Source organism: Sphingobium sp. B2D3C (genome assembly GCF_025961835.1).
Taxonomy (GTDB): domain Bacteria; phylum Pseudomonadota; class Alphaproteobacteria; order Sphingomonadales; family Sphingomonadaceae; genus Sphingobium.
On record NZ_JAOQOK010000001.1, the window covers coordinates 2,016,424 to 2,042,202 of the forward strand.

Consider the following 25,779-nt stretch of genomic DNA (forward strand, 5'->3'; position numbering starts at 1 on the left):
GGCGGCCTGCGATAGCGCGGTGCGGCACCGGTCTTATGCCCTGCAAGGTGCCGGAGCGTGGCATGGGTTCCTTCCTGTCGATCGAGCGGGAGACGCTAACCCAGTCCGCCCCCGGCATTCCATCAATTGCCTCCATTTCGGAGTCGAAAAGGCGCGACGAGGTTAGCTCTGTCGCCGCATGCGCTCGTTAACTCAGCCGGCTTGCCCCTTTCGCCCTTTGGCTCCGCCACCAAGTGCCGATACGAGCGCGGCAAAGCATATTGCCGCCTAGATCAAGACAGCACGCCGCGCGCTACCGAGAGAGAGACGGGATGGGATGGAGAGGTGAGCCTTGCAATCTGAACAGCTTTTGGGCCTGCGCAATGTCCGCACGGTGCGCATCGGTGCCGGTCTTCTGCCGGCCTGTGCCGCCGATGTCGTCGCGTCCGGCGCCGAAAGCGCGCTGATCGTCTCCGGCAGCCCCCTGCGTGCGCTCAGCGAAGCACTCGCCTCCGAACTGGCCAAAGCCGGCTGCGCCGCCACGATTTTCGACGCCATTGCCGGTGAGCCGACCTTCGCCGATTTTGAGGCCGCCATGGCGACGGCGCGCGAGAGCCAAGCCGGCTTCATCATCGGACTGGGCGGCGGCAGTGCGATGGATGTCGCCAAGCTGGTCGCCGCGCTGATGGATGGCGCGCAGGGCATCGATGACGTCATCGGCACAGGCCTCCTCCAAGGCCGCGCCATTCCGCTCGCCTGCATCCCGACCACCGCCGGCACAGGCAGCGAAGTCACTCCCATCGCCATTCTGGAAGACGTGGCGGCGGAACTGAAGAAGGGCGTGGTCAGCGATCATCTCGTGCCGGATTTCGCTTATCTGGATGCTGAACTCACCGTCTCAATGCCCCGCGCCGTCACCGCCGCGACCGGGCTGGATGCGCTGACGCATTGCATCGAGGCCTATGCCAACCGCTTTGCCCATCCCGTCGTCGATGCCTGGGCGCTCGAAGGCATCCGCCTGATCGCCGGCCATCTCGAACGCGCCTGCACGGACGGCACAGACCTGGAGGCGCGCGATGCCATGCTTCGCGCGGCGCATCTTGGCGGCATGTGCCTCGGCCCGGTCAACACCGCGGCGGTCCACGCTTTGGCCTATCCGCTCGGCGGCGAATTCCACATTCCCCACGGCGTCGCCAACTCGCTGCTGCTGCCGCATGTACTGCGCTTCACCCTGCCCGCCGCCCCCGCTCGCTATGCTGAGGTCGCTGCCGCCCTAGGCGTGGCGCGGACCGGCGATGACGAGGCGGATGCGCTGGCCGGCATCGCGCAGATCGAGCGCCTTTCCGCTGCCATCGGCATCGAGCGGCACTTGTCCGCCTTCGGCATCGGCGCCAACGCGGTGCCCAAGATGGCCGCCGCCGCCATGACCGTGCAACGGCTGCTCATCAGAAATCCGCGCGAGGTCACCGAATCCGATGCGCGCGCCATCTACGAAGCTGCGCTATAGGACCGACACCCCATGAAAGCCGACCTCTTCTCCTGGTATCGCGGCGCGGACCGCAAAACCCGCCGCGTGTTCTGGACGTGCAGCGCCGGCTGGGCGATGGATAGCGCGGATGGGCTGGTCTATCAGTATCTCATCCCGCTGCTCATCGTCGGCCTCGGCATCTCGCTGACCGAGGCCGGGACCATCGCCAGCGCCAATTATTTCGCGGCGGCGATCGGCGGCTGGATCGGCGGCTGGTTGTGCGACCGCTATGGCCGCGCCCGCATCCTGCAGCTCACTATCCTGTGGTTCTCCTTCTTCTCCTTCGCCTCCGGCTTTGCGCAGAATTTCGAGCAACTGCTCGTGCTGCGCGTGTTGCAGGGCATCGGCTTCGGCGCGGAATGGGCGGTGGGCGCGGTGCTGCTCGGCGAAATCGTCTCGCCCAAGCATCGCGGCAAGGCGCTGGGCACACTGCACAGCGGCGCGGCAGTCGGCTCCGGTCTCGCAGCCTTGATCGCCGGACCTTTCGCCTCCGCCTTCGATCCCGAGATCGGCTGGCGCCTCGCCTTCTTCGTCGGCATCATTCCCGCCGCGCTCATCTTCTTCATCCGGCGCGGGTCCGACGATTCCGACCTGTTCAAACAGGCCCAGAAACGCGCGCACGAAACCGGGCAGCGCACCAGCCTCACCAGCATCTTCCGGCCCAAGGTCGTCCGCATCACCGTTCTGGCGTCGCTGCTGGCCGTCGGCGCGCAGGGCGCAGGCTATGCCGTGAGCAGCTATCTGACGGTGTTCCTCGCTAATGAGCGCGGCATCGGTATCGCGATGGCCGGGCTGTGTGTGATGTTCAACAGCGTCGGCGGCTTCTTCGGCTTTCTGTTCAACGCCGCGATCAGCGATTTTGTCGGGCGCCGCAATGCCTTCCGGCTGTTCGGCCTCGGCTTCGTGATCTCCGCCGCCATCTATCTGTTTGGGCCATGGGGCGGGAATGTCTGGTTCCTCGTGCCGTTCGGCATCGTCTACGGCTTCTTCCAGTTCGGCATATATGCAAGCTTCGGCCCCTATTTCACCGAATTGTTCCCGACCGAGCTGCGCGGCACCGGGCAGGCCTTTGCCTATAATTTCGGCCGGGCAGCGAGCGCTCTGTTCATCATGACCGTACCCTTGGTGGCCGCCATCATCCCGCTGGGCGCGGCGATGGCCATCGTCGGCATGGGGGGCATCCTGTGCGCCCTCATCGCAACGCTGATGCTGCCCGAGACCGCCGGCCGCGCGTTGCAGTCACTGGATGACTTCGGTCGGGACGAAGCCCCCCAACCCATTGAGGCAAAGGCAACCGCTCCATGAGCCAGCAGCCCATCGCGATCGTCATCGGCGGCAGCCGCGGCATCGGCGCCGCCATCGTCCAGCTGCTCGCGGCGTCCGGCTACCATGTCGTGTTCAGCTATGCGCGTGACGCAGCGGCGGCGCAGGCCGTCGCAGCGAGCGTCGCCAGTGCCGGCGGTCAGGCCCACGCGGTGCAGGCGGACAGCGCGCGGGAGGCCGATCTGATTGCCCTGTTCGACGAAGCGCAGGCGCTGGGGCCGATCGGCGCGCTCGTCTATTCCGCCGGGATCACCGGCCAGGCCTCTCCCCTGGCGGAGGTCTCGGCGGAAACCCTCGAGCGCGTAACGGCGGTCAATCTCACCGGCGCGATGTTGGCCGCGCGTGAAGCCGTGCGGCGCATGGCCCTCTCGCGCGGCGGCGCGGGCGGCGGCATCGTCTTCATTTCGTCGCGGGCGACCGCTTATGGCTCGGCCGGGGAATATGTCTGGTATGCCGCATCCAAAGGCGGCCTCGATAGCCTGATGACCGGACTGGCGCGGGAAGTCGGCGGCGATGGGATTCGCGTCAACTGCGTCTCCCCCGGCCCGGTCGCCACGGACATGCTGAGCGCCGAGCGGCTGGCCGCCGGCGCCGCGCGCGTGCCGATGCAGCGCGCAGCACAGGCGGAGGAGATCGCGCAGGCGGTCCGTTACCTGCTCTCGCCCGACGCCTCTTTTGTGAATGGCGCGAACCTCGCCGTTTCCGGCGGCGTGTGACGATGGGAAACTTGCAAAGCGCCTTGAAATGGTTGACCCTGAAGGAAAGCGGCCGGGACGCCTCGATAGAAGGACAGAGGGCACGCGGAGAGGATAAGCATGGAATCCTACAGCACTGAAGCCTTCCCCATATCGACGCGCGCGGCGGCATGGACAAAGCTCTATTCGCAGCAGCTCAATCGCGTAAACTTCACGCCCGCGGATCGGCACGAGTTTGCCGCGCGCCTCAGCCTCAGCCATTTCGGGCCGATCCAACTCGCCAGCATCGCGGCCAACCGCAGCCATATCGAGCGGACGCGCAACCACATCCGCCCCGGCGCGCCGCGTCTCTATTCTTTCCTCATGCAGGCGCGCGGCAACAGCGTGCTCGACCATTGCGGGCATCAGGCCCAGCTCGATCAGGGTGATTTCGTGCTGTGCGACAGCGCGGCACCGCATAGCTTCACGCTCGGCGACAATTCGATGATTATCATGCTGCGCGTGGACGCGGGGCTGATCAAAAAGCACCTGCCCACGCCTGAGCGCTTCTGCGGCCTCAAGCTCGATCATGAGGTGGGGCTGACCGCGGTCATGTCCGCCATGCTCGAAAATCTGAACACGCAGGTGCAGAGCGGCTTCCATTCCGATCATGATGGCCGCTTTGCTCGCCACGTGCTGGAAATGCTCTCCACGGCCTATGCGATGGGCTTTGACGAGCAGCCGGAAGGCTCGGCGGTGATGCTCGGCCGACAGAGCGAAGTCATTCGCTACATCGAGGACAATCTGCGCGACCCGGAACTGACGCCCGCGCGCGTCGCCGAAGGGCTGCGCATCTCGCCGCGCTACCTGCGCACGCTCTTCGCCTCGCGCGGGGAGAAGGCGTCGAGCTACATCGTGCGGCGGCGGCTGGAGGAGTGCGGCAAGCAGCTGCGCAATCCGGCCTGGGCCGGCCATACGCTGACCGAGATCGCCTTCGCTTGGGGCTTCAACAGCGCGGCGCATTTCACCCGCACCTTCCACGAGCATTTCGGCATGGCGCCGCGCGATTACCGGCGCGCCGGCTCGAACTGACGAGCCGACCGGCGCCTTCCTGAGCAAGTCATCCTGCCCGCCCGGGCAAGCGGCGGCGCAACCTCTATGTCAGCCCGGTCTCCACGCCGACAGGCGAGACATGGAGGACGGAAGACGCAATGGTTGCCAGGGAAGTGCTTGATCTGAACCAGATATTGTCGCTGCAGCTGACCGAATATTGGCACGAGATCGATACCAACAAGGGGCGCAAGGCCTCGGATTATTATACCGAGGATGCCGTCTTCCACGGCCAGTTCGCCTCCTATAACGGCCGCGCGAAAATCCAGCAATTCTACGACTGGCGCGCCGAGCGCGGCGAGCGGCTCGCGGTCCATGCTTTCACCAACTTCCGGGCGTGGTTCACTGGGCCGGACAGCGCGGAAGCGACCAATTACCTGTTCCTCTATGCCGCCGATGGCGTGCGTCCCCTCCCCACCCATCCGCCGGTGACGATCTCGCTGGCGACCGACCGCTATGTTCGCGGCGCCGGCGGGCGCTGGCTGTGCACCTATCGCCGGTTCGAGCATTTGTTCGAGAGTGATACTCCGATCACCAATCCGAACCTGGACGATCAAGAAGCAAAGTGAGCAGGCCCATGAGCAGACAGCGCGGTGAACTCGACGAGAAGGATCTTCTGCTTTCCAAGGCCTATGTGGCCGGCAAATGGGTGGATGGCAGTGGCGACCCCATCGCTGTCGACGATCCCTATACGCTCGAGACCGTGGGACAGGTGCCGCGCGTCAGCGAAGCGCAAGTGTCTGAGGCCATCGACGCCGCGAACCGCGCCTTTCCGCAATGGGCACGATGGCCCGCCAAGGAGCGCGGCGCGATCCTCCGGCGCTGGTATGAGCTGGTCATCCAGCACAAGGAGGACTTCGCCCGGCTCATCACGTTGGAGAACGGCAAGGCGCTCAAGGAATCGCGCGCCGAGGTCGACTATGGCGCCGGCTTCCTCGAATTCTACGCCGATGAGGCGGCCCGCTCGGTGGGCGAGATCATCCCCGCCCCGGTGACCGGCCGCCGCCTGATGGTCGAGCGCGAGCCGATCGGCGTGTGCGTGGCGATCACGCCATGGAACTTCCCGCTCGCCATGCTCACGCGCAAGGTCGGCCCGGCGCTGGCCGCCGGCTGCACCATGGTCGCCAAGCCGGCCGAGCTGACGCCGCTCACCGCTTTGGCCTTCGCCAAGCTGGGTGAAGAAGCGGGTGTGCCGGCGGGCGTGTTCAGCGTGGTCACCGGCAATTCCAAGACCATCGGCCCAGTGATGACCGGTTCGCCGATCGTCCGCAAACTCTCCTTCACCGGCTCGACCCCGGTGGGCGCAATGCTGGCGGAAGCCTGCGCGCCGACGATCAAGCGGCTCGGCCTCGAACTGGGCGGCAATGCGCCGCTGCTCATCTTCGATGATGCCGACCTCGACACCGCCGTCGAAACGGCGATGGTCGCCAAGTTCCGCAATGGCGGCCAGAGCTGCGTCGCGGCGAACCGCATCTATGTGCAGAATGGCATCCGCGACCGCTTCCTCGACGCCTTCGGCAGCAAGGTCGCCGCGATGAAGGCTGGCGACGGCTTCGAGGACGGCATCGATGTCGGCCCGATGATCGACGATTGCGCCATTGCCAAGATCGACGAGCATCGCGAGGATGCGCTGCGCCATGGCGGGCGCCTCATCGCCGGTGGCGCGTCACCGGGCGGGCGCATCGCGGTGCCGACGCTGATTGGCGACGTTGCCTCGGATGCGCTGCTGACTCGGGAGGAGACCTTTGGACCGCTGGCCGGCGTCATCGGCTTTGCCAGCGTGGAGGACGGCGTGCGGCTGGCGAACGACACGCCCTTTGGCCTCGCTGCCTATCTCTGCTCAAGCGATCCGGCGACGATTGCCCGCGTAGGGCGGGATCTGGAGAGCGGCATCGTCGGCATCAACACCGGCCTCATCTCGACGCCTTATGCGCCCTTTGGCGGCGTCAAGCAGTCGGGTCTCGGGCGTGAAGGCTCGCACCACGGCCTCGCCGAATATCAAAACCTCAAATATCTCTGTCACGCAGGACTTTAGACCCGCTTATGCGCAAACACGCCAAGGTCATCATCACATGCGCGCCGACCGGCTCCATCCACACGCCCTCCATGTCGCCGCATCTGCCGGTGAGCGCGGACGAGATTGCGGAGGCCGCCATTGGCGCAGCGCAGGCAGGCGCGGCGATCCTGCACCTGCACGCGCGTAACCCGGCAGACGGCAGCCCCAGCCCCCGCGCGGCCGATTTCATGGCCTTTCTGCCGCGCATCCGGCAGGCGACGGACGCGGTGGTCAACATCTCCACTGGCGGCAGCGCCACCATGTCGCTTGATGACCGGCTGGAAGGCGCCAAGCAGGCCCGGCCCGAGCTGTGCTCGCTCAACATGGGGCCGCTGATCTTCGACTTTTCCGGCGCGGCCAAGCGGGTCACCCATTGGCAGCATGATTGGGAACAGCCCTATGTCGAAGGCGCGCGCGGGCGGATCATGTACAATGACAATGCCTATATTGAGCGCATCATGCTGGAAGTCGGCCGGGAATTCGGCACGCGCTTCGAGTTCGAATGCTATGACATCGGCCATCTCTACACGCTCGCTCATTTTGCCGACCGCGGCCTCATAGACCCGCCCTTCCTCGTCCAGGGCGTGTTCGGCATCCTGGGCGGCATAGGCGCGGACCCGCGCAATCTCGCCCATATGGTGACCATGGCCGATAGTCTGTTCGGCGAGGATTATGTGTTCTCGGCCTTCGCGGCGGGCCGCCATCAACTCGGCTTCTGCACCCAGAGCGCGCTGCTCGGCGGCAATGTCCGCGTCGGGCTGGAAGACAGCCTGTTTATCGGCAAGGGCGAGCTCGCCACCTCCAACGCGCAGCAGGTGGAGCGCATCCGCCTCGTGATCGAAGCCCTGGGCCGCGAGATTGCAACGCCTGCCGAAGCCCGTGCGCTGCTGGGCCTCAAGGGCGGCGGCGCCGTCGGCTTCTGAGCCGAGGCTTCGGCCTCCCTTCAACGTCCATCGCTTTGTCGAAATGCCCGCCCGGCCGGAATGGCCGGGCGGGCATTTCGACAAAGGAAAGCCGGGCCTCCTTTCGGAAGCCCGGCTCGCATCTGCAGCGCTGGCGTCAGATCAGAATTTGACCCGCACGCCGGTCCGGAAACGCGCCCCGAACGTGTCGAAATAGACCGGGTTGGTCGGATAGTTGGAGCCACCCAGGCCACCACCACCCGGCGCAATCGGCGGCTTCTTGTCGAAGATATTGTCGATCGCGCCGAAGACCTCGATGCTGTTCCCACCATTTCCGACCGGGATCGCATAGGACATGGCGAGGCCGAAATAGCTCGCTCCCTTCACGCGGTTGGTGTTGATGCTGTTGCGCAGCGTCGGGTCGTAGCCTTCATCTTCCGGCCCCACCCGCTCGACATTGTAGATGCCTGAGCTGATCCGGCGCATGCTCACCGTGGCGTTGAACGGCCCGCTATCATAGCTCAGGAACGCATTGACGATCCACGAGGGCGCGGGGTTGAAGTTGCCGCCGCTGCTCACCGGCCCGGTCTGCCCGGCATAATCGATCACCGGCGTCGTCGGATCGGCCTGCACCTTGAAGTCATATTGGTGGTTGGCCAGCACGCGCAGGTTGAGCGCCCCGCCCCAATCGGCCGAAAGGTCGGACAGGCGCAGCGTATAGTCGAACTCGAAATCGAGGCCGCGCACGGTCATGCTGCCGAGGTTCACCTGGCGGGCATCGATGTACGAGATGTTGGTCGGCGAGACGAAGGTGATGCGGTCACAGAAGATGTCGAACTGATCGCAGAAATCGACGATCTGCTGGCCGCCGAGCCGGCTGACAGCATCCTCGATCGCGATCTGATACCAGTCGACCGACATGCGCAGGCCCGGAATGAAACCGGGCCGGAACACGATGCCCGCCGTCGTCGTATCCGCCTTTTCCGGCGTCAACGCAAAACTGCCGCCATTCAGGATCGGGGTCGGATCGTCATTGCCCACGCCCGCGATGTTCGGATTGTCGACGATGCCCTGCGAGGAGCCTTCCTCGGTCGCCACCTGGCGCTGGAAAAGCTCGCGGAAGCCGGCAGCGCGGATATCCCGCGAACGTGAGCCGCGCAGACGGACGCCACCGCCGATTTCCCAGATGCCGCTCAGCTTGTAGCTCACCGCCTCGGTCGTCTTTTCCTCGCTGGTGAACGCGTCCGATGCCTTGTTACGCGTCCAGCGCACCGCGCCGTTCAGCTCCAGCGTCTCGAAGAAAGGCCGGTTCGCCAGCAGCGGCACGCTCACTTCGCCGAAGGTTTCGAGCACCTCGATCGAACCGCCATAATCCAGGCCGAAGGTGAAGGCGTAATCGGTGTAGTTCGGGATATCGCCGTGGGTGACATCGCCCTTTTCCTTGCGATACTCCACGCCGGTCGCCGCGCCGATCGGCCCGGCCCCGAAGCCGTCGAACAATGCGCCGCTTATCGTCGCTGCTGCGACATGCTGGGTATAGAGAAAATCCTCGATGACCGGGCGATAGGCATAGTCGATGGCCGCCTGGCTGAGATTATCGAGACCAAACAGGTTCATCGGTACGCAGCCCTGCGCGCGCGGATTGGGATTGGCCTTGAGCAGTTCCCGGCAGACGATCTGGTTGGTCGCCGGATTGACCACGGCGTCCAGCCCGTATTGGAACTCGGTGTTCACGCGCGAATAGCGGGCCGACTGATGCCGCTTGTTGCGGCCATATTGATAATAGACGTCCCAGTTCCAATCGCCACCGATCTCGCCGGTGACGCCCAACACCGCGCGCCAGACATCTGCGGTGACCGAGTTGAGCGCCGGGATCTGCGCATCAACATCCTTGCCGAGGCTGAACTGGGTGCCCGCTAGCAGCGTCTTGAGCGAAGCTGGCAGGAAGGCATTGTCCGGCTGCACGAAATAGGTCGAGCGTGGGCCGGCTGTCACGCCGCTGTTGGAGGCGGAGCGATGCGCGTAGGTGACTTCGGTATAGGCCTCGACCGTGTCCGACAGGTCGTATTTGCCGGAGAGGTAGCCGACGAATCGCTCGACCGGCGTCTGGATGTCGGAATCTGCATAGGTCGATTCGCCGTCACCGCCCTGGCGCGGACCGGTCTGCGATGACTGCACGTACGTACCGGGATCGAACTGTACGATGCCGGTGCCGTCGTCATTGAAGCGGATGTTGCGCGCCGCCGGCGCCGCGGGCGCACGGTTGCGAACCACGCCGCGCGCATCGTTAAACGCCTGCTTGGAATTGGGGCCGATGATGAAGTTGGGCAGACCATAGCCCGGCGTGCCGGGACGATCGAAGCCCGAGAGCGAGCCGTTGGCCAGCACATTATTAGCATTCACGAAGACGTCGTAGCTTTCCGCACACCAGTCGCGTGAGAGCGAGCAATCGCCGATGCCGTCCTTCTTCTCATACTCGCCGCCGATGACGATATGGCCGCGGCTGCCGACACGCGTGCCATAGACGAGCGAGCCATGATGCCCCTTGCCATCCCCCCGGAAGGTCTGGCCATAATCCACCTGCCCGCGTAGCCCCTCTAGCTCGGTATCGAGGATCAGGTTGACGACACCGGCAATCGCATCCGACCCATAAGCCGCCGATGCGCCGCCCGTCACCGTCTCCACGCGCTTGATCATCGCGGTGGGAATGAGGTTGAGATCAACCGCACCGCCATCCGATGTCGGCACGAAGCGGCGGGAATTGACCAGCGTGAGCGTGCGCGTGCCGGAATCCGGGTTGAGCCCGCGCAGGTTCGCATAGGAAGCGCCGACATTCGCGCCCGCGGTGATGCCAGCCGTCGCGTCCGACTGGAAGGCCGTGTTCTGCGGGATCAGCTCGACGATATCGCCGGCATTCACGATGCCCAGCTTCTCAGTCTGCTCGATGCCGAACACCGTGGCGGGCGTCGGCTCATTAAAGGCATTGTTCCGGATGCGCGTGCCCGTGACGACGATCGAGGGCTCGCTCGCGCTTTCCGCGCCGCTGCCATCCTGCGCCTGAGCCGGCATCGACAGCAACGCCGCCGCCGGCAGTGCCGCCCACATCAAATGCGACGCGCCCCCGCGTCCTTTCACTTTCAAAGTCATTCGTACGGCCTCCCCCTTATGTATATTTTGCGCGCACGACCTTTGCCGGGCGCGATCTCATGCGGACCATCGCATTGCGCAACGGGCCGCTTCTTATCTCCAAGTGATCCAGCTTATGCCGAATTCGGCACAAACAGAGCCGGACGACGGTATCGTCCGGCTCCGATGTCATCGGTGTGCTGCGGTGCTCTTACGCCCAGTTGAGCGCACGCTTGATCGTGCCGCCCAAAATCCACTCCTTGTCACTCTGCGAAATCTCATTGGTGTGGAGCAGGCTGTAGAGCGCGTCCGCATAGGGCTTCCAGTCCTTGCGGAGCGGGAAGCCATTGGGACCCGGCGGCGTTTCCGTGCCCCAGCGCTGCCGGGTCATGTCGCTCGCCCACAGGCACCGTTCCGGGCCGAAGGCGTGCAGGATCTTGTGAATGTATGGCCAGATGTCGTGATAGGGATATGCCTCCTTGGAGATGATCGGCATCCCGCACAGCTTCACATAGACATTGGGATAGCGCGCCATGTCGAGCAGCTTGGGCAGGTTCGCCCAGCGGTCCTTGGGCGGCGCGATCATCGACTGGGTGACCCCGTAGTGATCGATGATGATCGTCATGTCCGGGTGACGCTCGGCATAGATCGCGGCCTCGTGACCGAACTCATGGGCACCGACGAACATCGGGATCTTATACTTGGCGCCATAAGCGAAATAGCGGTCGAACGCGCCCTGCTTGACCAGCGGACTGACCGCGATCTGCGCGCCCGGCTTGCGCCAGACCTGCCCGTAATTGGTGAACAGCACGCGCGTGGCGAGCATCCCCGGCTTCTTCTTGAAAGCTGCCATCTGCTGCTCCAGGTCCGGCGCCGCATGGTCGAACACTTCGACCGCTCCGAACCGGTCCGGATAGTAGCGCACCGCGGCTTCATTAAAGGCCCGGCCCGCATAGATAATCGCCTTGTCGACGCCGACGCAATCGATCGCCTCGCGCGCCAGCTCGACGTTGATGAACTCTTCAAGCTGCGGCGTGATCGTCTCGCCTTCGGGCTTGGCGGCGCGCATACCGCCGCCGATATGGGGTTCGTGGATCTGACCGTCGATGATCTGCATATACCTTGTTCCTCTCGCCTATGCTTGATGGTCGGTGGCGGGCCAGAGCCCGCCTTCCGGTCAGAACCGCTTGTTCAGGGTGAGATACCACTCACGCGGGGCGCCCGGCTGGCCGTTGATCTGTGGATAGCCGATGGCCTGGTAGATGAAGTAGTTGCGCCAGTAGAACTGCTTGAAGACGTTGGTGACGCCCGCTGCGATGGAGAAATCATACTCCTTGTTCGCGTAGGTCAGGCGAGCGTTGACCAGCGAATAGCCGTCCTGATTATACTCTACGCGGTCCGGGCTGTAGACTTGGCTGCCGGTGTAGAACCAGTCGACACGCGGTGTGATCGTTCCCTGCAGCGCAGGTGCATCGACCTCATATTGAATACCGGCATTGGCCTTCAGCTCCGGGATCGCCACCGGGCGCCGGTTCTGGCCGGCCGGGCGGGCATCAAGATCGGCCGACGAGAATTTGTGGTAGCCGATTGAGCCGCCGACCGCCAAGCCCTCGACCGGACGGAAATCCAGCTCCAGCTCGAAGCCTTTCACCTTGCCCGGCGTGTTCTGGTAGAAGGTGCGGCCGATGCAGGCGAAACCGGGCGTGTTGGCGGCGATTTCAGCCGACGTCAGCGGACGGCAGGTCGTGAAGGCAGGGTTCACCGGGTTGGGGATTTCAAGGAAACCGCCCGGCGCTGGCTGCCCGTTCGCACCCAGCTGATACTCCTGACCGGAGACACCCGTCGGACGGGTCTTATAATCCGTGTAGAAGGCCGCAGCGTTGATCCGCAGCATCCGGTCGAACAGATCGGTCTTCACGCCCAGCTCGTACGACTGTGTCTCGTCACCCGGATATTGCGCGACCTGGCTCGGCTGCAGTGGACGGGCATTGAAGCCCGGCAGCCGCGCGCCAGTGGCCACGGACGCGTAGATCATCGTGCGCTCGCTCAGCTTGTAATCCGCGCCGACCTTCCAGTCGAATCGCTCATCCTTGATGTCGAAGTTGAAGACGGTCTGGCCGGCCGGTGAAATGGTGAACTGCGTCGAGGCGGCCGTCGTGCCATCCAGCACGCTGCGATAGTCGACACCCTTCTTGTCCTTGGAGAAACGCCCACCGAGCGTCAGGCCAAAGCGATCGCCGAAGGGCCGCAGCGTGGCGTTGGCGAAGACCGCCTTGCTCTCCGGCGTGTAACGGCTCCACAGATAACGCTGCGTATTGTTGAACGGCGACGTGCCGGAGAAGCGCTGCTCGCCATCCGCCCAGTAATAGAAGGCGCCGACGACCCAATCGGCCCAGCCCGTCTTGCCGATCAGGCGGATTTCGCCGGTCCAGTCATCCTGGAACACATCATTGCGATTGTTTTCCATGGCGACGGGCGAACCATCGACATCGAACCCGAAGACGCCATCGTAGCGGCGATAGCCGACGATGCCGACAACATCGATATTGTCGCTGATCTCATACTCGATCCGCGCATTGCCGCCCCAGTTCTTCTGCGGAACGTTGCTGGGGTGCGTGATACCGCCGCGGAAGGGCGAGCCATTGTAGAATGTGTTGCCGGGAATGGCCGTGCCAGCCGCGATTGGATCGGCAAAGGTCGCGAAGGTTGTGTAAGGGTCGCCGGTGATGAAACGGCTATCATAAGCAAAGGTCGGGCCGCCCGGTGCCGTCCAGCGGTTGAACAGCGTCGAGACCGCGGAGCGGCCGGCTGCGACGGCCGGATTGATGGCGACGACGCTATCCATGGCCGCCTCCGAATTGTCCTGGAGATAATCCAGCGCGGCGGTGATCTTGAGGCGCGGCGTGGGCTCCCAGTAGATCTGGCCACGGATGGCCTGCACATCCTCACCACCCAGATGGCCGATGGTGCAATCCTTAGGCGGATTGATGTCGGAATTGTTGAGCAGGCCGGCATCCGCAGTCGGGAACAGACCGGCCAGCTGAGGCGTGCCCCGGCGGATCATTTCGCAGCGGAAATCGAGCTGCCGCTGGTAGCCAGTCATCTTCTTGACCAGACCGGAGACAGAGAGCGACATGGTCGATCCGAGCGGCAGATTGATACCGACGCGCATCTCGCGGCGGTCATAGCTGCCGACTGTGAACTCGCCATAGCCCGAAGCTTCGCCCAGCACCGGGCGGCGGGTAGTGAGGTTGACGGCGCCGGCCAGCGAGTTGCGGCCGAACAGCGTGCCTTGCGGGCCCCGCAGCACCTCGACCCGCTCCAGATCAAGCAGATCGAACATGGAGCCGAAGACCAGCGGATAATAGACATCGTCGATGTAGAAGGCGACGCCCGCCTCGCCCGACAGATTGGTCTCGCTCGAGCCGATGCCACGGATGAAGGCGCTCATGCCGGGGCCGAATGCCGCCTGCGACTTCTCGAAGGAGACGTTGGGAACGACCCGCGACATTTCGGCGACGTTGGTCAGCCCCTGCTCCATCAGCGCGTCTGCCGGCAGCGCCGAGATCGCAATCGGCGTATCCTGCAGGTTGGTCGCGCGACGGGTCGCCGTGACGACGATGTCCGCGATCCCGGTTCCACGCTCGGAAGCGCCGTCCGCCTCAGAGACCTGCGCATGGCCGGTCTGCGCTATACACAGCGCCAGCGCGGACGCTGAAAGCTTGCCGAAAGTCCTCTTCATCTCATCCCCTCCCGAATTGGTGCAGCCATGTCTGGCCTCGGGGGGAGCACTAGAGGGGCTCCATCATCCAATCTTGCCGGATGCGGCACTGAACGACGCCTTGCCCGGCATATGCCGTTTACGAACCCGCGTTCATCACGCGAACTGCTGCAGTTCCGGATAAGGCAGCGCCGGCCCCTCGCCGATGCGGAAGGTGCAGTGACCGGTATAGACCGCGGCATCGCCATGCGCGCGCACCGGGCGGCTCATGAGGTAACGGCCATTGATCAGCCGGACCGTGCCGTTTTCGTAGCGCGCCACGACGTCCTTCTGCACGACCCGCACCTGCCGACCGGCGAACAGCGCCTCCAGCGCATCGGTATCATCATGGATGCCATCGGCATGGAGCACTGGCACTTCGGCGGCCTGAAGGGCGGCGGGCACCATGGCCGCGCCGACGATGGCGCCGCCGCTCGCACCGATGAAACCGCGACGGGAAAGCTGGGTGTTGGGCATCATGGTCTCCAATCAGGAAAAATAGAGCTTGAGTGCAGTCCGGCAAATCTGGGCGCGCTGAGCGGGATCGGGCACCCAGCGGCGGTAGCTGGCCAGCACCTGCTCGTAGCCGATGCGGCGTTCGTAGCCGACGAATGGCGCGTCACTGCCCCACAGCAGGCGATCGGTGCCGACGCGCGACACCAGATGTTCCGCGACATGCTGGGCGAGGCTTTCGAGATCGCCATCGGGGTCGTCCCGCCACGCTTCCGGCCCCGGCAGGCGGAAGCCGCCCGAGAGCTTGACCCAGGTATGTCCCTTGTCGACCGCATCGAGCATCGCGCGGAAGCCCGCGCATTCGAGCGGCGCCTCCGGATCGGGATGGCCGAAATGGTCGATCACGATATCGACGCCGCTCTCCACCAGCGCGTCGAGCACCGGCGGCAGGTTCTGTCCCTCGATGGCGACATGGACATGCCAGCCAAGATCGCGGGCGCGGCGGAACAGCAGCCGATATTCGTCGCTGCGATAATCGGCGTGATATTCGGCGCGGGCGAGCTGCAACCGGATGCCGATGATGCCATCGTCGCGCATCCGCTCCAGCACGTAGAAATCCGTGCCGGGCGGGACGATGGCGGTGCCGCGCAGCCGCTTGTGGCGGCGCAGTTCGGAGATCAGATAATCATTGTAGCTGCCCGAAATACTCAGCGCCGAAATGACGGCGAAGTGGATGCCATGCGCATCCATCCGCGCCAGCAAATCGTCGGCAGTGAAGGCATAGTCCGGCGTGATCCACGCGCCGCTGGTGACAGGCATGTCCGCCGAAAAGATGTGGGCATGGCAATCGATGATAGGATTGCGCACCGCGTCATCGGTCAAGGATGTCATCTCGTCCCCCTCCTCGACTGCATCATTGCGCGCGCGGATACTCATCCGCGTTCAGCACCCAGCCGGGCATGTCCGAGAAATCGGCACGCGGGGGCGAGAAGATATCGACCAGCACGTTACGACCGGGCGCGGACGGCGCGGAGGTGTGGATGACACGGGGCGGAATGACGCACACCGACGGCGCGCCGCAACGCTCATGCTCGTCGTCGCGCCAGTCATGCTGGTTGGCCGTCCATGGCCAGCGCAGATGGTGCATATAGTCGCCCTCCAGCGCCAGGGAGCACTGCTCGAAATCATCGTGATGATGCGGCGAGAGCTTGGTCACATCGCGCGGCCCCTGCGGCGGGAAGACGTTGACCATGAAGGTGGTGCATCGCCAGATCTTGCCGAAGCGCCCCGGCTCGTCGGGCACGTCCAGGCTGTAGCTGCGCAGCTTGAACCCATCGACCGGATCTGGCCACGGCTGGAACGGCGGAATCTGCGGATGCGGCCCGGCATAGGCCTGCGGATTGACGACCCGCGCAAGCAGATCTTGCGCCTCCAGCGAAAACAGCCGGACGATCTGGCCAGCCGAGCGGACCGTGATGCGGCTATCGCCCGGCGGCACGAAGTTGATGCTGTTGCCGGCAATCTCGTGCGCCACGCCGTCGATCTCGATGGTCAGCGCGCTCTGGGCATCCGGCAGCAGCAGGACATATTCGTCGATCTGGCCGGCTCGCTCGAACACCGCACCTTCTTCCGCCTGCGAGTAAGCGACGACGAAATTCCGCCCACGCGTGAGCCAGGTCTTGAGGCCGGGCGCCGTCTCCTGTGGGGCTTCTTCATAGAAGCGGGCGTAAGTGGAGGCCCCGAAGGCGCTGGCCGGCGCGGCTCCCCCGGCTGCGGCAGTCGAGAGGCGGGAACGGGGATCGTCGGATTCGTACATGAATTACTCCGTGGCGGCGGCGCGGCGGCCGTCCGACCAGTGCAGGAAGGTCTCGGGAGCGCGGCCGCTCACCGGATTGGCGAAATGGAAGCCCATCGGGGCGATGGCGGGATAAGGCGCGAAGGTGACGCCGCGCAGCGGGCCATCCGGCGGGTTCTTGGCAACATCCTCGGGCTTGGGGCGATAGCGCTCGCTGGCGCCCGGCACGATCGCGGCCCAACCGCCGGCGTAATCGGCGAGCCAGACATAATCGAGATCCATGCCGTGAATGCGCCAGACGCCGTTTTCGAGCACCGCCTGATTCTCGTAGATGCCCGAAATCCACGACCCCTGCCCCTTGGCGGCGCTGTTGAACTGGAACAAGCGCAGGCGGATATTGGCGCGCATCCCGTCTTCCGAAACGGTCACATAGGGCTGCGTCTTCTGGTGGATGGCCATGAACGCCGCCGAGCGCCCGGCATTGCCATAGCGCCCGAACAGCGACCCCCGCACACGCTCCCGCCCGACATAGGTGCCGATATAGGACAGCTCTTTCCACCCATCGGTGGCGAAGAGATCGGCCGTGTCGTCCCAGCGGAACTCATCGATATAATAGCCATAGGCATCGGCGATGTTTTCCGCGCCATCGAAGGCCGCAGCACGAGCGAGCAGCGTCGCCGCGTCTCCCGTGCCGGCAAAGGACGGCGCGGGCGCGAGCACATCGGCAAAGTGCACGGGTGCAGGCTGATGACCGGGATAGGAAGCGTCCGCCAGTTGCGAGGGCCTGTCCGGTCGCGCCGCAGCCACGCCGGGCAAACCGGCCGCCAGCGGCGTCTGCCAGCCTTGCGCATAAGCGGCGCGCATCACCGGCACGCGGCGCAGCGCGGCGATGCGCCAGCGGCCATCGTTACCGCGCGCGCAGGTGAAATCCTGGATCGTCGCAGACCAGTAGGTCTCACCGCCATGCTGACCGGTCATCCCGATCTCGATATTGCGCACCGTGGCGCTACGTCCGCCCGCATCCATCGTCACGACCGGCATGAGCTGGGGACGGTCGTTCAATTCGCCGGTCTTCAGACCGGCCTCGCCGAACAGCGCGAGCGCACGGCGGACGCCGGCATGGCCCACAAACTGCCCGGTGCCGGCAATGTCGACAAACGCGTCCTCGGTGAACAGATCAACGATATCGTCGTCCATCTTGCGGTCGAGGTAGAAGCCGAACGCAGCCTGGAGATTCTGCACCAGCCCTTGGGAGACCAGCAGATCGGCCTGCGCGGCAATCTCGCCGGTCGGCCGCGGGCTCGGCGCGGGACGCTTGGCGCCCCAAGGATTACCAGCCTGATCCGGCGTATAGTGGAACGGCACCATCGGCACGCTGGGCGCGACATGCGTCCAGCCCTTGTCATATGGGCCGGCGAATTGCGGGTGATAGTGCATCCGCGCAATCGCCCAGCCACCCATGCCGCCAGCGTCGCCGGAGACCCGGACATAATCGATCACGTGAATGCCGCCGGCCCAGCCAGCCGACTGGCCGTTCACGCCCGTCATCGCCACCTCATGCCAGCGTCCGCGCGCGGACTGGCCATCGGGCGCGAGGGTAATCACCGGGCTGAGGAACAGGCGCAGATTGAGATGCCCTGCCGGCAGTCCACGACTGTCGCCGCCCATCGTGCTGCGCAGATGCGCCTCGATGGGTGTGCGGCCCGTCACGGATTGCGCGCCGTCGGTCCACAGGCCGTCAGCGGCGAACAGGCGCGCCATGTCGGCCCACTGGCCGGCTTGCGCATAATGCGCCCAGACATGCTGGAGGCGTTTGATCTCGCGGATCGCGCGGACATCCGCGAGGCGCGCAGTCAGGTCCGCAGCGCCACTGCCCGCCCCCGCTGACGCCATCCGTGACGTTGCGCAGCCCGCCAGCACCGTGGCCGCACTCCCGAGCAGGATCGCGCGTCGCGAGAGGATCATGCGCCCCGGCTCGCTCACGTCGTCGGCTCCAGCGCCAGCGCCTCTTCGTAGACGCTGCGGTCGATCAGCGTCGCAAGCTGCGCGCGCGACCGTGCCGGCCGCTTGTCACGCTCTGCCAGCCACTGTTCTTCCTCAGTCATGATATCGAGCAGGTCGGCAGGATAATCAGCGTTGAAGGCGTGATGCTTCCAGGCCGTCTGCACTTCCTCCACCGAATGGCCGCCCCGCTCCACCACGAGGGCCTGCGCCGCTGCAGGGTCCTTGCGGAGCGCCGCCGCCGCATCGATCACGGCACGGACGAAGCGGACGATCTTCTTGCGCTTGACCGGATCGGCGAGATTTTCAGCTGTGCTGTTGAGGTTGAACTGCTCGGCATAAACGCCATCGCCGCTGAACTCGATCAGGTCGTTACCCAAGGCGCGCGCGCTGTTCTCGCTCTCCGGCTCCCAGATGATCACGGCATCGACGCGCCGTTCGGCGAGCGCCTTGGTCATCTCGCTGAGCGGGCCGGGCGTACGGACGACCTCGATATCGTCATAGGACAGGCCAGCCTGGGCCAGCATCTTGTGAAAGAAATAGCCCGAGGACGTCTGCGGGATCGACGCGACGCGCTTGCCCTTGAGATCGGCCACGGTCGCGATCCCCGCCGATTTCCGCGCAACAATGCGATACTGCCCCTCGGTCACCTGCAGGATGATGCGCAGATTGGGATGCTTGACCGAGTAGCGCAGCGCCTGCGTTTCGGCATGCGTTGCGACATCCGCCACGCCTTCCTCGCCGAAGCCGGCAATGATCGGCTCTCCAACCAGATTGGGAATGCCGCCCATCTTCACCGTGGCAGCATCGGGATAGAAAGTCTTGGCCGCCAGGAGCACGGGCGCGATCTCGAAGGTCTGGATATTGCCGTACACGGCAATGGGGCCCGGCTTCCCCTCATCCCTGGCTGTGGCACTCGCGGGAAGGAGCGCGCCAGCCGCGAGCATGGCCGCCATTGCAAGAGTGTTCCTGATTGTGCGCACCGTCATCCCTCCTCAACACCGCAACCTGTTGGCCCGGCCCTATTCATTCACGCTAGGCGCCCACGCTGGCGGGCCGCAATTCAAATGCGCGTTGATGCCGCGCGAGGAAAAACTGGCTTCCGTCGAGGACAAATAGCGCAGGCCGGGCTGCGCCACGCTGCCCTCAATCCAGCCCTTCCCGCACCGCCTGCACCGTCTGCGCCGCAGCGTGCGCGAACATCATCGCATCATTGCTCACCATCACCAGTGAGAAGCCCATTGCCAGATAGGGCGCGGCTTCCTGCGCGGTGCCGACGGCCACGCCAGACAGCAGGCCCGCCTGCTTGGTCGCGGCGAGCATAGCGGCGGTGAGCGCCTCAACATCGGGATGCGCGGCCGATTTGCCGCTGGAGAGAAACAGGTCGCCATGGCCGATGAAAATGCCGCCCACATGCTCGACCGCCGCAAATTCCGCGGTCCGCTCCAGACTGGCCCAGTCCTCAAGCTGGATCATGCGCAGGCATTGCCCGTCGCCCCGCGCGACATAGTCCGGGATCGGCGCCAGGCCCCAGCGACCGGCGCGCGAAGTAAGGCCGAGCCCGCGCTCCCCAGCCGGACTGAACACCATTTTGCGGCACACCTCGCGGGCATCTTCAGGGTCGGTGATGCGCGGCACCAGCAGGCCGTCCGCGCCAGCGTCCAGCAGGGGCTGGATCGGCGATCCGCTATGATCGGGCAGCCGAACCAGCGCCGCCATGCCCATCGTCTGCGCAGCTGCGATCAGCGTGTAGGCACGCTCGAGAGTGTGCGGGGCGTGCTCCATGTCGATCACTACGACATCGAAGCCGGCATGGCCGATCAGCTCCAGCGTCTCCAGCGACGGCAGCTTGACCCAAGTCCCCAGCAGGCCCCGCCCCTGCGCGGCCCGCTGCAGCGCATAGTCTACGAAATTGTCCACTAACCGCCCTGTTCGATCCGCTGCACCGGTGCGCAAAAAGCCACTGTGCGCAGGCCGACGGCGCCCGCTTGTCTCGAACGGCTCGGAGTCTTTGCAGAGCTGCAACGCCCGCTCGGACCGTGGGCATGAAAAAAGCCCCGCATCGCTGCGGGGCTTCTCTCAATCTCGCTTTGAAGGCGATCAGTCGTCGTCGCGCTTCAGGAAGGCAGGGGCGAACTCGGGCGCCGGGCCGTCATCATCGCTGCGCTCGCGGCGGGGGCCGCGTTCACCACGCTCGCCGCCACGGTCACCACCGCGATCCCGGCGGGGACCACGGTCGCCACGGCCGCCGCCGTCACGACGCGGACCACGGTCGCCGCGATCACCCCGGTCGCCACGGTCACCGCGCGGTTCGCGGGCAGGACGGGTGTCCTCCAGCTCCTCGCCGGTTTCCTGATCGACGACGCGCATGGAGAGGCGCACCTTGCCACGCGGATCGATCTCGAGGACCTTGACCTTGACTTCCTGGCCTTCCTTGAGGACGTCCGCCACCTTCTCGACCCGCTCGTTGCGAATTTCCGAGACGTGGACGAGGCCGTCCTTGCCGCCCATGAAGTTCACGAACGCGCCGAAGTCGACCAGATTGACGACCTTGCCGTTATAGACCTTGCCGACTTCCGCTTCCTCGACGATGCCGAGGATCCAGGCCTTGGCCGCCTCGATCTGGTTCACGTCGGACGAGCTGATCTTGATCAGACCCTCATCGTCGATGTCGACCTTGGCGCCGGTCTCCGCGACGATCTCGCGAATGACCTTGCCGCCGGTGCCGATGACTTCACGGATCTTGCTCTTGTCGATCTGCAGCGTCTCGATGCGCGGGGCATGAGCGGAGAGTTCGGTGCGGACTTCGCCCAGCGCCTTGCTCATCTCGCCCAGAATGTGGGCGCGACCGTCCTTGGCCTGACGCAGCGCGACCTCGAAGATCTCCTGCGTGATGCCGGCGACCTTGATGTCCATCTGCATCGTGGTGATGCCTTCGGAGGTACCGGCGACCTTGAAGTCCATGTCGCCGAGGTGATCTTCGTCACCCAGAATGTCGCTGAGGACCGCAAAGTCCTTGCCTTCCAGGATCAGGCCCATGGCGATGCCGGAAACCGGACGCTTCAGGGGCACGCCGGCGTCCATCATCGAGAGCGAACCGCCGCAGACGGTGGCCATCGAGGAGGAACCGTTGGACTCCGTAATGTCGGAGAGCACGCGGATCGTGTAGGGGAACTCGTCCTTGCTCGGCAGCACCGGGTGCAGCGCGCGCCAGGCGAGCTTGCCATGGCCGACTTCACGACGACCTGGCGCGCCGAAGCGGCCCACTTCACCGACCGAATAGGGCGGGAAGTTATAGTGCAGCATGAAGTTCTCGTAGGAGAGACCGGTCAGACCGTCGATCATCTGCTCGGAATCCTTGGTGCCGAGCGTGGTCGTGCAGATGGCCTGCGTCTCGCCGCGCGTGAACAGCGCCGAGCCATGCGTGCGGGGTAGGAAGCCCACCATCGCCTCGATCGGGCGGATCTGCGTGGTCGTGCGACCGTCGATGCGCTGGCCGTCCTTGAGGATGGCGCCGCGCACGATTTCCGCTTCCAGCTTCTTCATGAGCTTGTTGGCGACCATCTGGGTCTGCGCGCCCTCAGCCGCGAACGCTTCCTTCGCCTTGGCGCGGGCTTCGTTCAAGGCACCCGAGCGCGCCGACTTGTCGGTCAGCTTGTAGGCGGCGGCAATGTCCTTGCCGATCAGCTTCTTGAGCTTGGCCTTCATGTCCGCCGTATTGTCGGAGAGGTCGATCTCCCACGGCGACTTGGCGGCCTTCTCGGCCAGCTGGATGATCGCATCGACGACCTTGCGCGAAGCATCATGCGCGAACATGACGGCGCCGAGCATGACGTCTTCGGAGAGCTCCTTGGCTTCCGATTCCACCATCATCACGGCCGTGTCGGTCGCGGCGACGACGAGATCCAGCTCGCCGGTCTTCACCTCATCGAGGCTCGGGTTGAGCTGATACTCGCCATCCTTGTAGCCGACGCGCGCTGCGCCGATCGGGCCCATGAACGGCACGCCGGAAATGGTGAGCGCAGCGGAAGCCGCGATCATCGCCACAATATCGGGCTCGGTCTCGCCATCGAAGGAGAGAACCTGCGCGATCACGTTGATCTCGTTGTAGAACCCTTCCGGGAACAGCGGACGCACGGGACGGTCGATCAGACGGGAGACGAGCGTCTCCTTTTCCGTCGCGCCACGCTCGCGCTTGAAGAAGCCGCCCGGAATACGCCCGGCAGCCGAGAATTTCTCCTGATAGTGAACGGTGAGCGGGAAGAAGTCCTGCCCTTCCTTCACCGACTTGGCGGCCGTGACAGCGCACAGCACAACCGTTTCGCCATAGGTCGCGAGCACCGCGCCATCGGCCTGACGGGCAATACGGCCCGTTTCGAGCTTGAGGGTCTTTCCGCCCAGCTCGATTTCTACTGTCTTTACATCAAACATTGGTTTTCCTTCCACCCACCGGCCCTATTGCGCGGCGGGGCTGCAGTGCGGGCTAAGCCGGCCCGCGGCGGTTCGGGACTAGTCTTGCGTCCCACAAAGAGGTTGGCCGAAGTGCCATCCCCTCCTCGTCACTCCCGGCAAAGCGGGAGTCCAGTTCTGTCATCCCAGCCTTGGACGGCGCTCCCGCGCCTGTCTCGTGCTGGATCCCCGCATGCGCGGGGGTGACGCAATACGTAAACGGCCCGCCGAAGCGGGCCGAACGATTGGGTCACTTGCGAAGGCCGAGCTTCGCGATGAGAGCGGTATAGCGCCCCGCATCCTTCTTCTTGAGATAGTCGAGCAGCGAACGACGCTTGTTGACCATCATCAGCAGGCCGCGGCGGCTGTGATTATCCTTGTGGTGGCCCTTGAAGTGCTCGGTGAGGTTGGAAATGCGCTCCGTGAGGATCGCAACCTGCACTTCCGGCGAACCGGTATCGCCCTCTTGCTGGGCATTGTCCTTGATCAGTTCCGCCTTGCGTTCAGCCGTAATCGACATCGTCATTCCTTTCCAAAATCAGAGATTGAAGCCCCGCACGACCCGGATTTCCGGGCCCAAAGCCTCCACCAGCGCCACAGGCGTATCGCCCTCGGCTGCCAGCATGAGCCCTTGCTTGCGAGGGTCCCCGGGCAGTGTCCGGCCTTGTCTCAAGGCCATCGCCTGCTGCGAGGTGACGGGGAGAGCCGGGATGTCGTCCAGCCCTGCCGTCAATGGCAGCATATGCTGCGCAATGGCGCGCCCTTTACCAGCATCGCTCAGAATGTCCAGTGAAATAGCCCGATCCAAGGTGAACGGACCGGCCTTTACCCGGCGCAGCATCGTCACATGCCCGACCGTACCGAGCGCCAGCGCGATGTCCCGCGCGAGGCTGCGGATATAGGTGCCTTTCGAAACATGGGCAGTGAGGGTGATGGACGCAAGGGTTTCGCGGGCGGCCTGCTCATCCTTGAGGCCTCCCCCCGTCCCGTTCGCATCGAGCGAAGTCGAGATGCCTTCGCCCAGCTCCGCGGTGTCTCGACTTCGCTCGACACGAACGGATGGGGCGGCGTTGACCGAGAGACCATGCACCGTCACCGCCCGCAGTTTCATCTCCACCTCTTCGCCCGCCCGCGCCCGGTTATAAGCGCGCTGGCCGTCCACCTTGATTGCGCTGTAGACGGGCGGGGCCTGTTCGATCGGGCCGGTGAATTGCGCCAGCACCCCCTCTACCTGCGTCAAGGTCGGCCGCACATCGGACGTCGCGATTACCGCGCCCTCCAGATCGAGCGTGTCGGTCTGCGCGCCGAAGCAAATCGTGAAATCGTAGACCTTGTCGCTGTCCAGCATCCGCCCGGCCAGCTTGGTCGCCTCCCCCACCGCCACCGGCAGCACGCCTGTCGCCAGCGGATCGAGCGTACCGCCATGGCCGACCTTCGCCTTGGGCAAGCCGGCCTCGCGCAGCGCGCGCTTGACGGCGCTCACCGCCTGGGTGGAGCCAAGGCCCAGCGGCTTGTCGAGGATCAGCCAGCCATGCAGCGGCGCGGGCCCGGTCTCAGGCATGGTGTCGGAAGCAGTCATCGGCTGCCCATAGCGAGGCATATAGCGCCTGTCAGGCCCCGCTGGCCGCAAGGGCCGCCGCGCGTGCCTTGATCTGTTCATATTGTAGCCATAGGCATGCTTATAGGCGCAAGGGTGGATTGCGCCCCGCCCGCCACGCCCAGTCCGGTGCCAATGCAGTTGAGGTCCGTTGATTTACAGCATCCGCTCCGGCTTCCAGCGTTTGACCGGCCGGGCCCGGAGCCGGTTTGGCGAGCGCGCGACGGCGTTTCTCCTCGCATTGGCGGTCGAGGGACTGATCGTGCTGGCGCTCATCGCCTTTGCTCCCTCCCCTTTCGAAGCCCGCGAAGCGCCCGACAAAAATGTCCTGACATTCGACGTCGCGATTCCGCCCGACCCGGCACCCGAACCTGAACAGACCGAGCCGGAGCAGGCTGAACCCGAGCCGGTTCCCGAGGAGGCCAAGCCCGAACCAGAACAACAACCCGAGCCGGTCCCCGACCCACCGCAGCCGCCCAAGCAGCCCGAGCCAAAGCCGATCGTCACACCGCCGGCGCCGCGCAAGCCCGCCTTCATCGAGATGAAGCCGGACCAGATGGCGGCTGTCGATCTTCGCGCGATCCGCCCGGCCGCCCCCGCCCCGCCGGCCCCCGCCCGCCCGGCAGCGCCCATGGGTCCGCCGAACACCGGACAACCAGCCGATACACCGCTGGTCGACGGCACTGGCCCCAATGGCGAACCGCTCTACGCGGCAAGCTGGTATCGCGAGCCCTATCCCGAGGAATTGCGCGGCTATCTCTCCACAGCGCGCAGCCAGGGCTGGGGCATGATTGCCTGCCGCACGGTTGCCGATTATCGGGTGGCCGATTGCGTGCCGGTGGCAGAATATCCCAACGGATCGGACATCAACCGCGCGATTCTGGCCGCCGCATGGCAGTTCCGCGTGCGCCCGCCCCGTGTCGGTGGCAAGGTACTGGTCGGCCAATGGGTGCGCATCCGAATCTCATACGAGCAGCGTCCTACCGGTGCTGCGGGCAGGCCGTGATCGACCGGAAATGACTCTGT

The 25,779-nt window shown here is 64.9% G+C and carries 21 protein-coding genes; 9 read left to right on the forward strand and 12 right to left on the reverse strand.

Annotation, left to right across the window (positions count from 1 at the left end):
- Positions 1 to 331 precede the first annotated feature (331 nt).
- The 7 genes from M2339_RS09415 to M2339_RS09445 all read left to right on the forward strand — a co-directional run bounded on the left by M2339_RS09415 (position 332) and on the right by M2339_RS09445 (position 7,593).
- Positions 332 to 1,486: an iron-containing alcohol dehydrogenase gene (locus M2339_RS09415; protein WP_264586811.1), complete on the forward strand. Its 1,155-nt coding sequence runs from the start codon at positions 332 to 334 to the stop codon at positions 1,484 to 1,486.
- Between the two features lie 12 nt (positions 1,487 to 1,498).
- Complete coding sequence (locus M2339_RS09420; protein ID WP_264579434.1) at positions 1,499 to 2,812, forward strand: MFS transporter; 1,314 nt, start codon at positions 1,499 to 1,501, stop codon at positions 2,810 to 2,812.
- Complete coding sequence (locus M2339_RS09425) at positions 2,809 to 3,546, forward strand: SDR family NAD(P)-dependent oxidoreductase (protein ID WP_264586810.1); 738 nt, start codon at positions 2,809 to 2,811, stop codon at positions 3,544 to 3,546. The genes M2339_RS09420 and M2339_RS09425 overlap by 4 nt, the downstream gene beginning before the upstream one ends.
- A 99-nt stretch (positions 3,547 to 3,645) precedes the next feature.
- Positions 3,646 to 4,596, forward strand: coding sequence for a helix-turn-helix domain-containing protein (locus M2339_RS09430; protein ID WP_181559011.1), 951 nt, complete (start codon positions 3,646 to 3,648; stop codon positions 4,594 to 4,596).
- A 119-nt stretch (positions 4,597 to 4,715) separates the two neighbouring features.
- A complete protein-coding gene (locus M2339_RS09435; protein ID WP_264574709.1) occupies positions 4,716 to 5,183 on the forward strand; it encodes a nuclear transport factor 2 family protein in 468 nt (155 codons plus the stop codon).
- An 8-nt stretch (positions 5,184 to 5,191) separates the two neighbouring features.
- Positions 5,192 to 6,649 (forward strand): NAD-dependent succinate-semialdehyde dehydrogenase, encoded by a 1,458-nt coding sequence (locus M2339_RS09440; protein ID WP_264586809.1) that lies wholly within the window; start codon positions 5,192 to 5,194, stop codon positions 6,647 to 6,649.
- An 8-nt stretch (positions 6,650 to 6,657) separates the two neighbouring features.
- Positions 6,658 to 7,593 (forward strand): 3-keto-5-aminohexanoate cleavage protein, encoded by a 936-nt coding sequence (locus M2339_RS09445; protein WP_264586808.1) that lies wholly within the window; start codon positions 6,658 to 6,660, stop codon positions 7,591 to 7,593.
- Between the two features lie 141 nt (positions 7,594 to 7,734).
- Here the strand turns inward: M2339_RS09445 and M2339_RS09450 are convergent, their stop codons facing one another.
- The 8 genes from M2339_RS09450 to M2339_RS09485 all read right to left on the reverse strand — a co-directional run bounded on the left by M2339_RS09450 (position 7,735) and on the right by M2339_RS09485 (position 19,582).
- Positions 7,735 to 10,677, reverse strand: coding sequence for a TonB-dependent receptor plug domain-containing protein (locus M2339_RS09450; RefSeq protein ID WP_264586807.1), 2,943 nt, complete (start codon positions 10,675 to 10,677; stop codon positions 7,735 to 7,737).
- Between the two features lie 232 nt (positions 10,678 to 10,909).
- Positions 10,910 to 11,815, reverse strand: coding sequence for an amidohydrolase family protein (locus M2339_RS09455; protein ID WP_181559006.1), 906 nt, complete (start codon positions 11,813 to 11,815; stop codon positions 10,910 to 10,912).
- Positions 11,816 to 11,875: 60 nt separating this feature from the next.
- A complete protein-coding gene (locus tag M2339_RS09460; RefSeq protein WP_264586806.1) occupies positions 11,876 to 14,440 on the reverse strand; it encodes a TonB-dependent receptor in 2,565 nt (854 codons plus the stop codon).
- Between the two features lie 135 nt (positions 14,441 to 14,575).
- Complete coding sequence (locus M2339_RS09465; protein WP_264586805.1) at positions 14,576 to 14,938, reverse strand: twin-arginine translocation signal domain-containing protein; 363 nt, start codon at positions 14,936 to 14,938, stop codon at positions 14,576 to 14,578.
- A gap of 9 nt (positions 14,939 to 14,947) precedes the next feature.
- Positions 14,948 to 15,802, reverse strand: a complete 855-nt coding sequence (locus M2339_RS09470; protein WP_264586804.1) for an amidohydrolase family protein — start codon at positions 15,800 to 15,802, stop codon at positions 14,948 to 14,950.
- Between the two features lie 22 nt (positions 15,803 to 15,824).
- A complete protein-coding gene (locus M2339_RS09475) occupies positions 15,825 to 16,727 on the reverse strand; it encodes a hypothetical protein (RefSeq protein WP_264586803.1) in 903 nt (300 codons plus the stop codon).
- Positions 16,728 to 16,730: 3 nt separating this feature from the next.
- A complete protein-coding gene (locus M2339_RS09480; protein ID WP_264586802.1) occupies positions 16,731 to 18,689 on the reverse strand; it encodes a nuclear transport factor 2 family protein in 1,959 nt (652 codons plus the stop codon).
- Entirely contained in the window at positions 18,686 to 19,582 is an 897-nt protein-coding gene (locus M2339_RS09485) for an ABC transporter substrate-binding protein (protein ID WP_264606308.1), read from the reverse strand. Before M2339_RS09485 ends, M2339_RS09480 begins: the two co-directional genes overlap by 4 nt.
- Positions 19,583 to 19,652: 70 nt before the next feature.
- Here M2339_RS09485 and M2339_RS09490 point away from each other — a divergent pair, with 70 nt between their 5' ends.
- Positions 19,653 to 19,826, forward strand: coding sequence for a hypothetical protein (locus M2339_RS09490; RefSeq protein ID WP_264606309.1), 174 nt, complete (start codon positions 19,653 to 19,655; stop codon positions 19,824 to 19,826).
- 27 nt (positions 19,827 to 19,853) lie between these two features.
- On the opposite strand, the gene M2339_RS09495 is transcribed toward M2339_RS09490, so the two are convergent.
- The 4 genes from M2339_RS09495 to truB all read right to left on the reverse strand — a co-directional run bounded on the left by M2339_RS09495 (position 19,854) and on the right by truB (position 24,693).
- The gene (locus tag M2339_RS09495) at positions 19,854 to 20,627 is read right to left on the reverse strand and encodes an HpcH/HpaI aldolase family protein (RefSeq protein ID WP_264586800.1); all 774 of its coding nucleotides are present in this window, start codon (positions 20,625 to 20,627) and stop codon (positions 19,854 to 19,856) included.
- 180 nt (positions 20,628 to 20,807) lie between these two features.
- A complete protein-coding gene (pnp, locus tag M2339_RS09500; protein WP_181558999.1) occupies positions 20,808 to 23,138 on the reverse strand; it encodes a polyribonucleotide nucleotidyltransferase in 2,331 nt (776 codons plus the stop codon).
- A 268-nt stretch (positions 23,139 to 23,406) separates the two neighbouring features.
- Positions 23,407 to 23,676, reverse strand: a complete 270-nt coding sequence (gene rpsO / locus M2339_RS09505; protein ID WP_181558998.1) for a 30S ribosomal protein S15 — start codon at positions 23,674 to 23,676, stop codon at positions 23,407 to 23,409.
- Positions 23,677 to 23,694: 18 nt separating this feature from the next.
- A complete protein-coding gene (gene truB / locus M2339_RS09510) occupies positions 23,695 to 24,693 on the reverse strand; it encodes a tRNA pseudouridine(55) synthase TruB (protein WP_264588324.1) in 999 nt (332 codons plus the stop codon).
- A gap of 211 nt (positions 24,694 to 24,904) precedes the next feature.
- On the opposite strand from truB, the gene M2339_RS09515 reads away from it, so the two are divergent.
- A complete protein-coding gene (locus tag M2339_RS09515) occupies positions 24,905 to 25,759 on the forward strand; it encodes a hypothetical protein (protein WP_264586799.1) in 855 nt (284 codons plus the stop codon).
- The last annotated feature ends 20 nt before the right edge of the window (positions 25,760 to 25,779 follow it).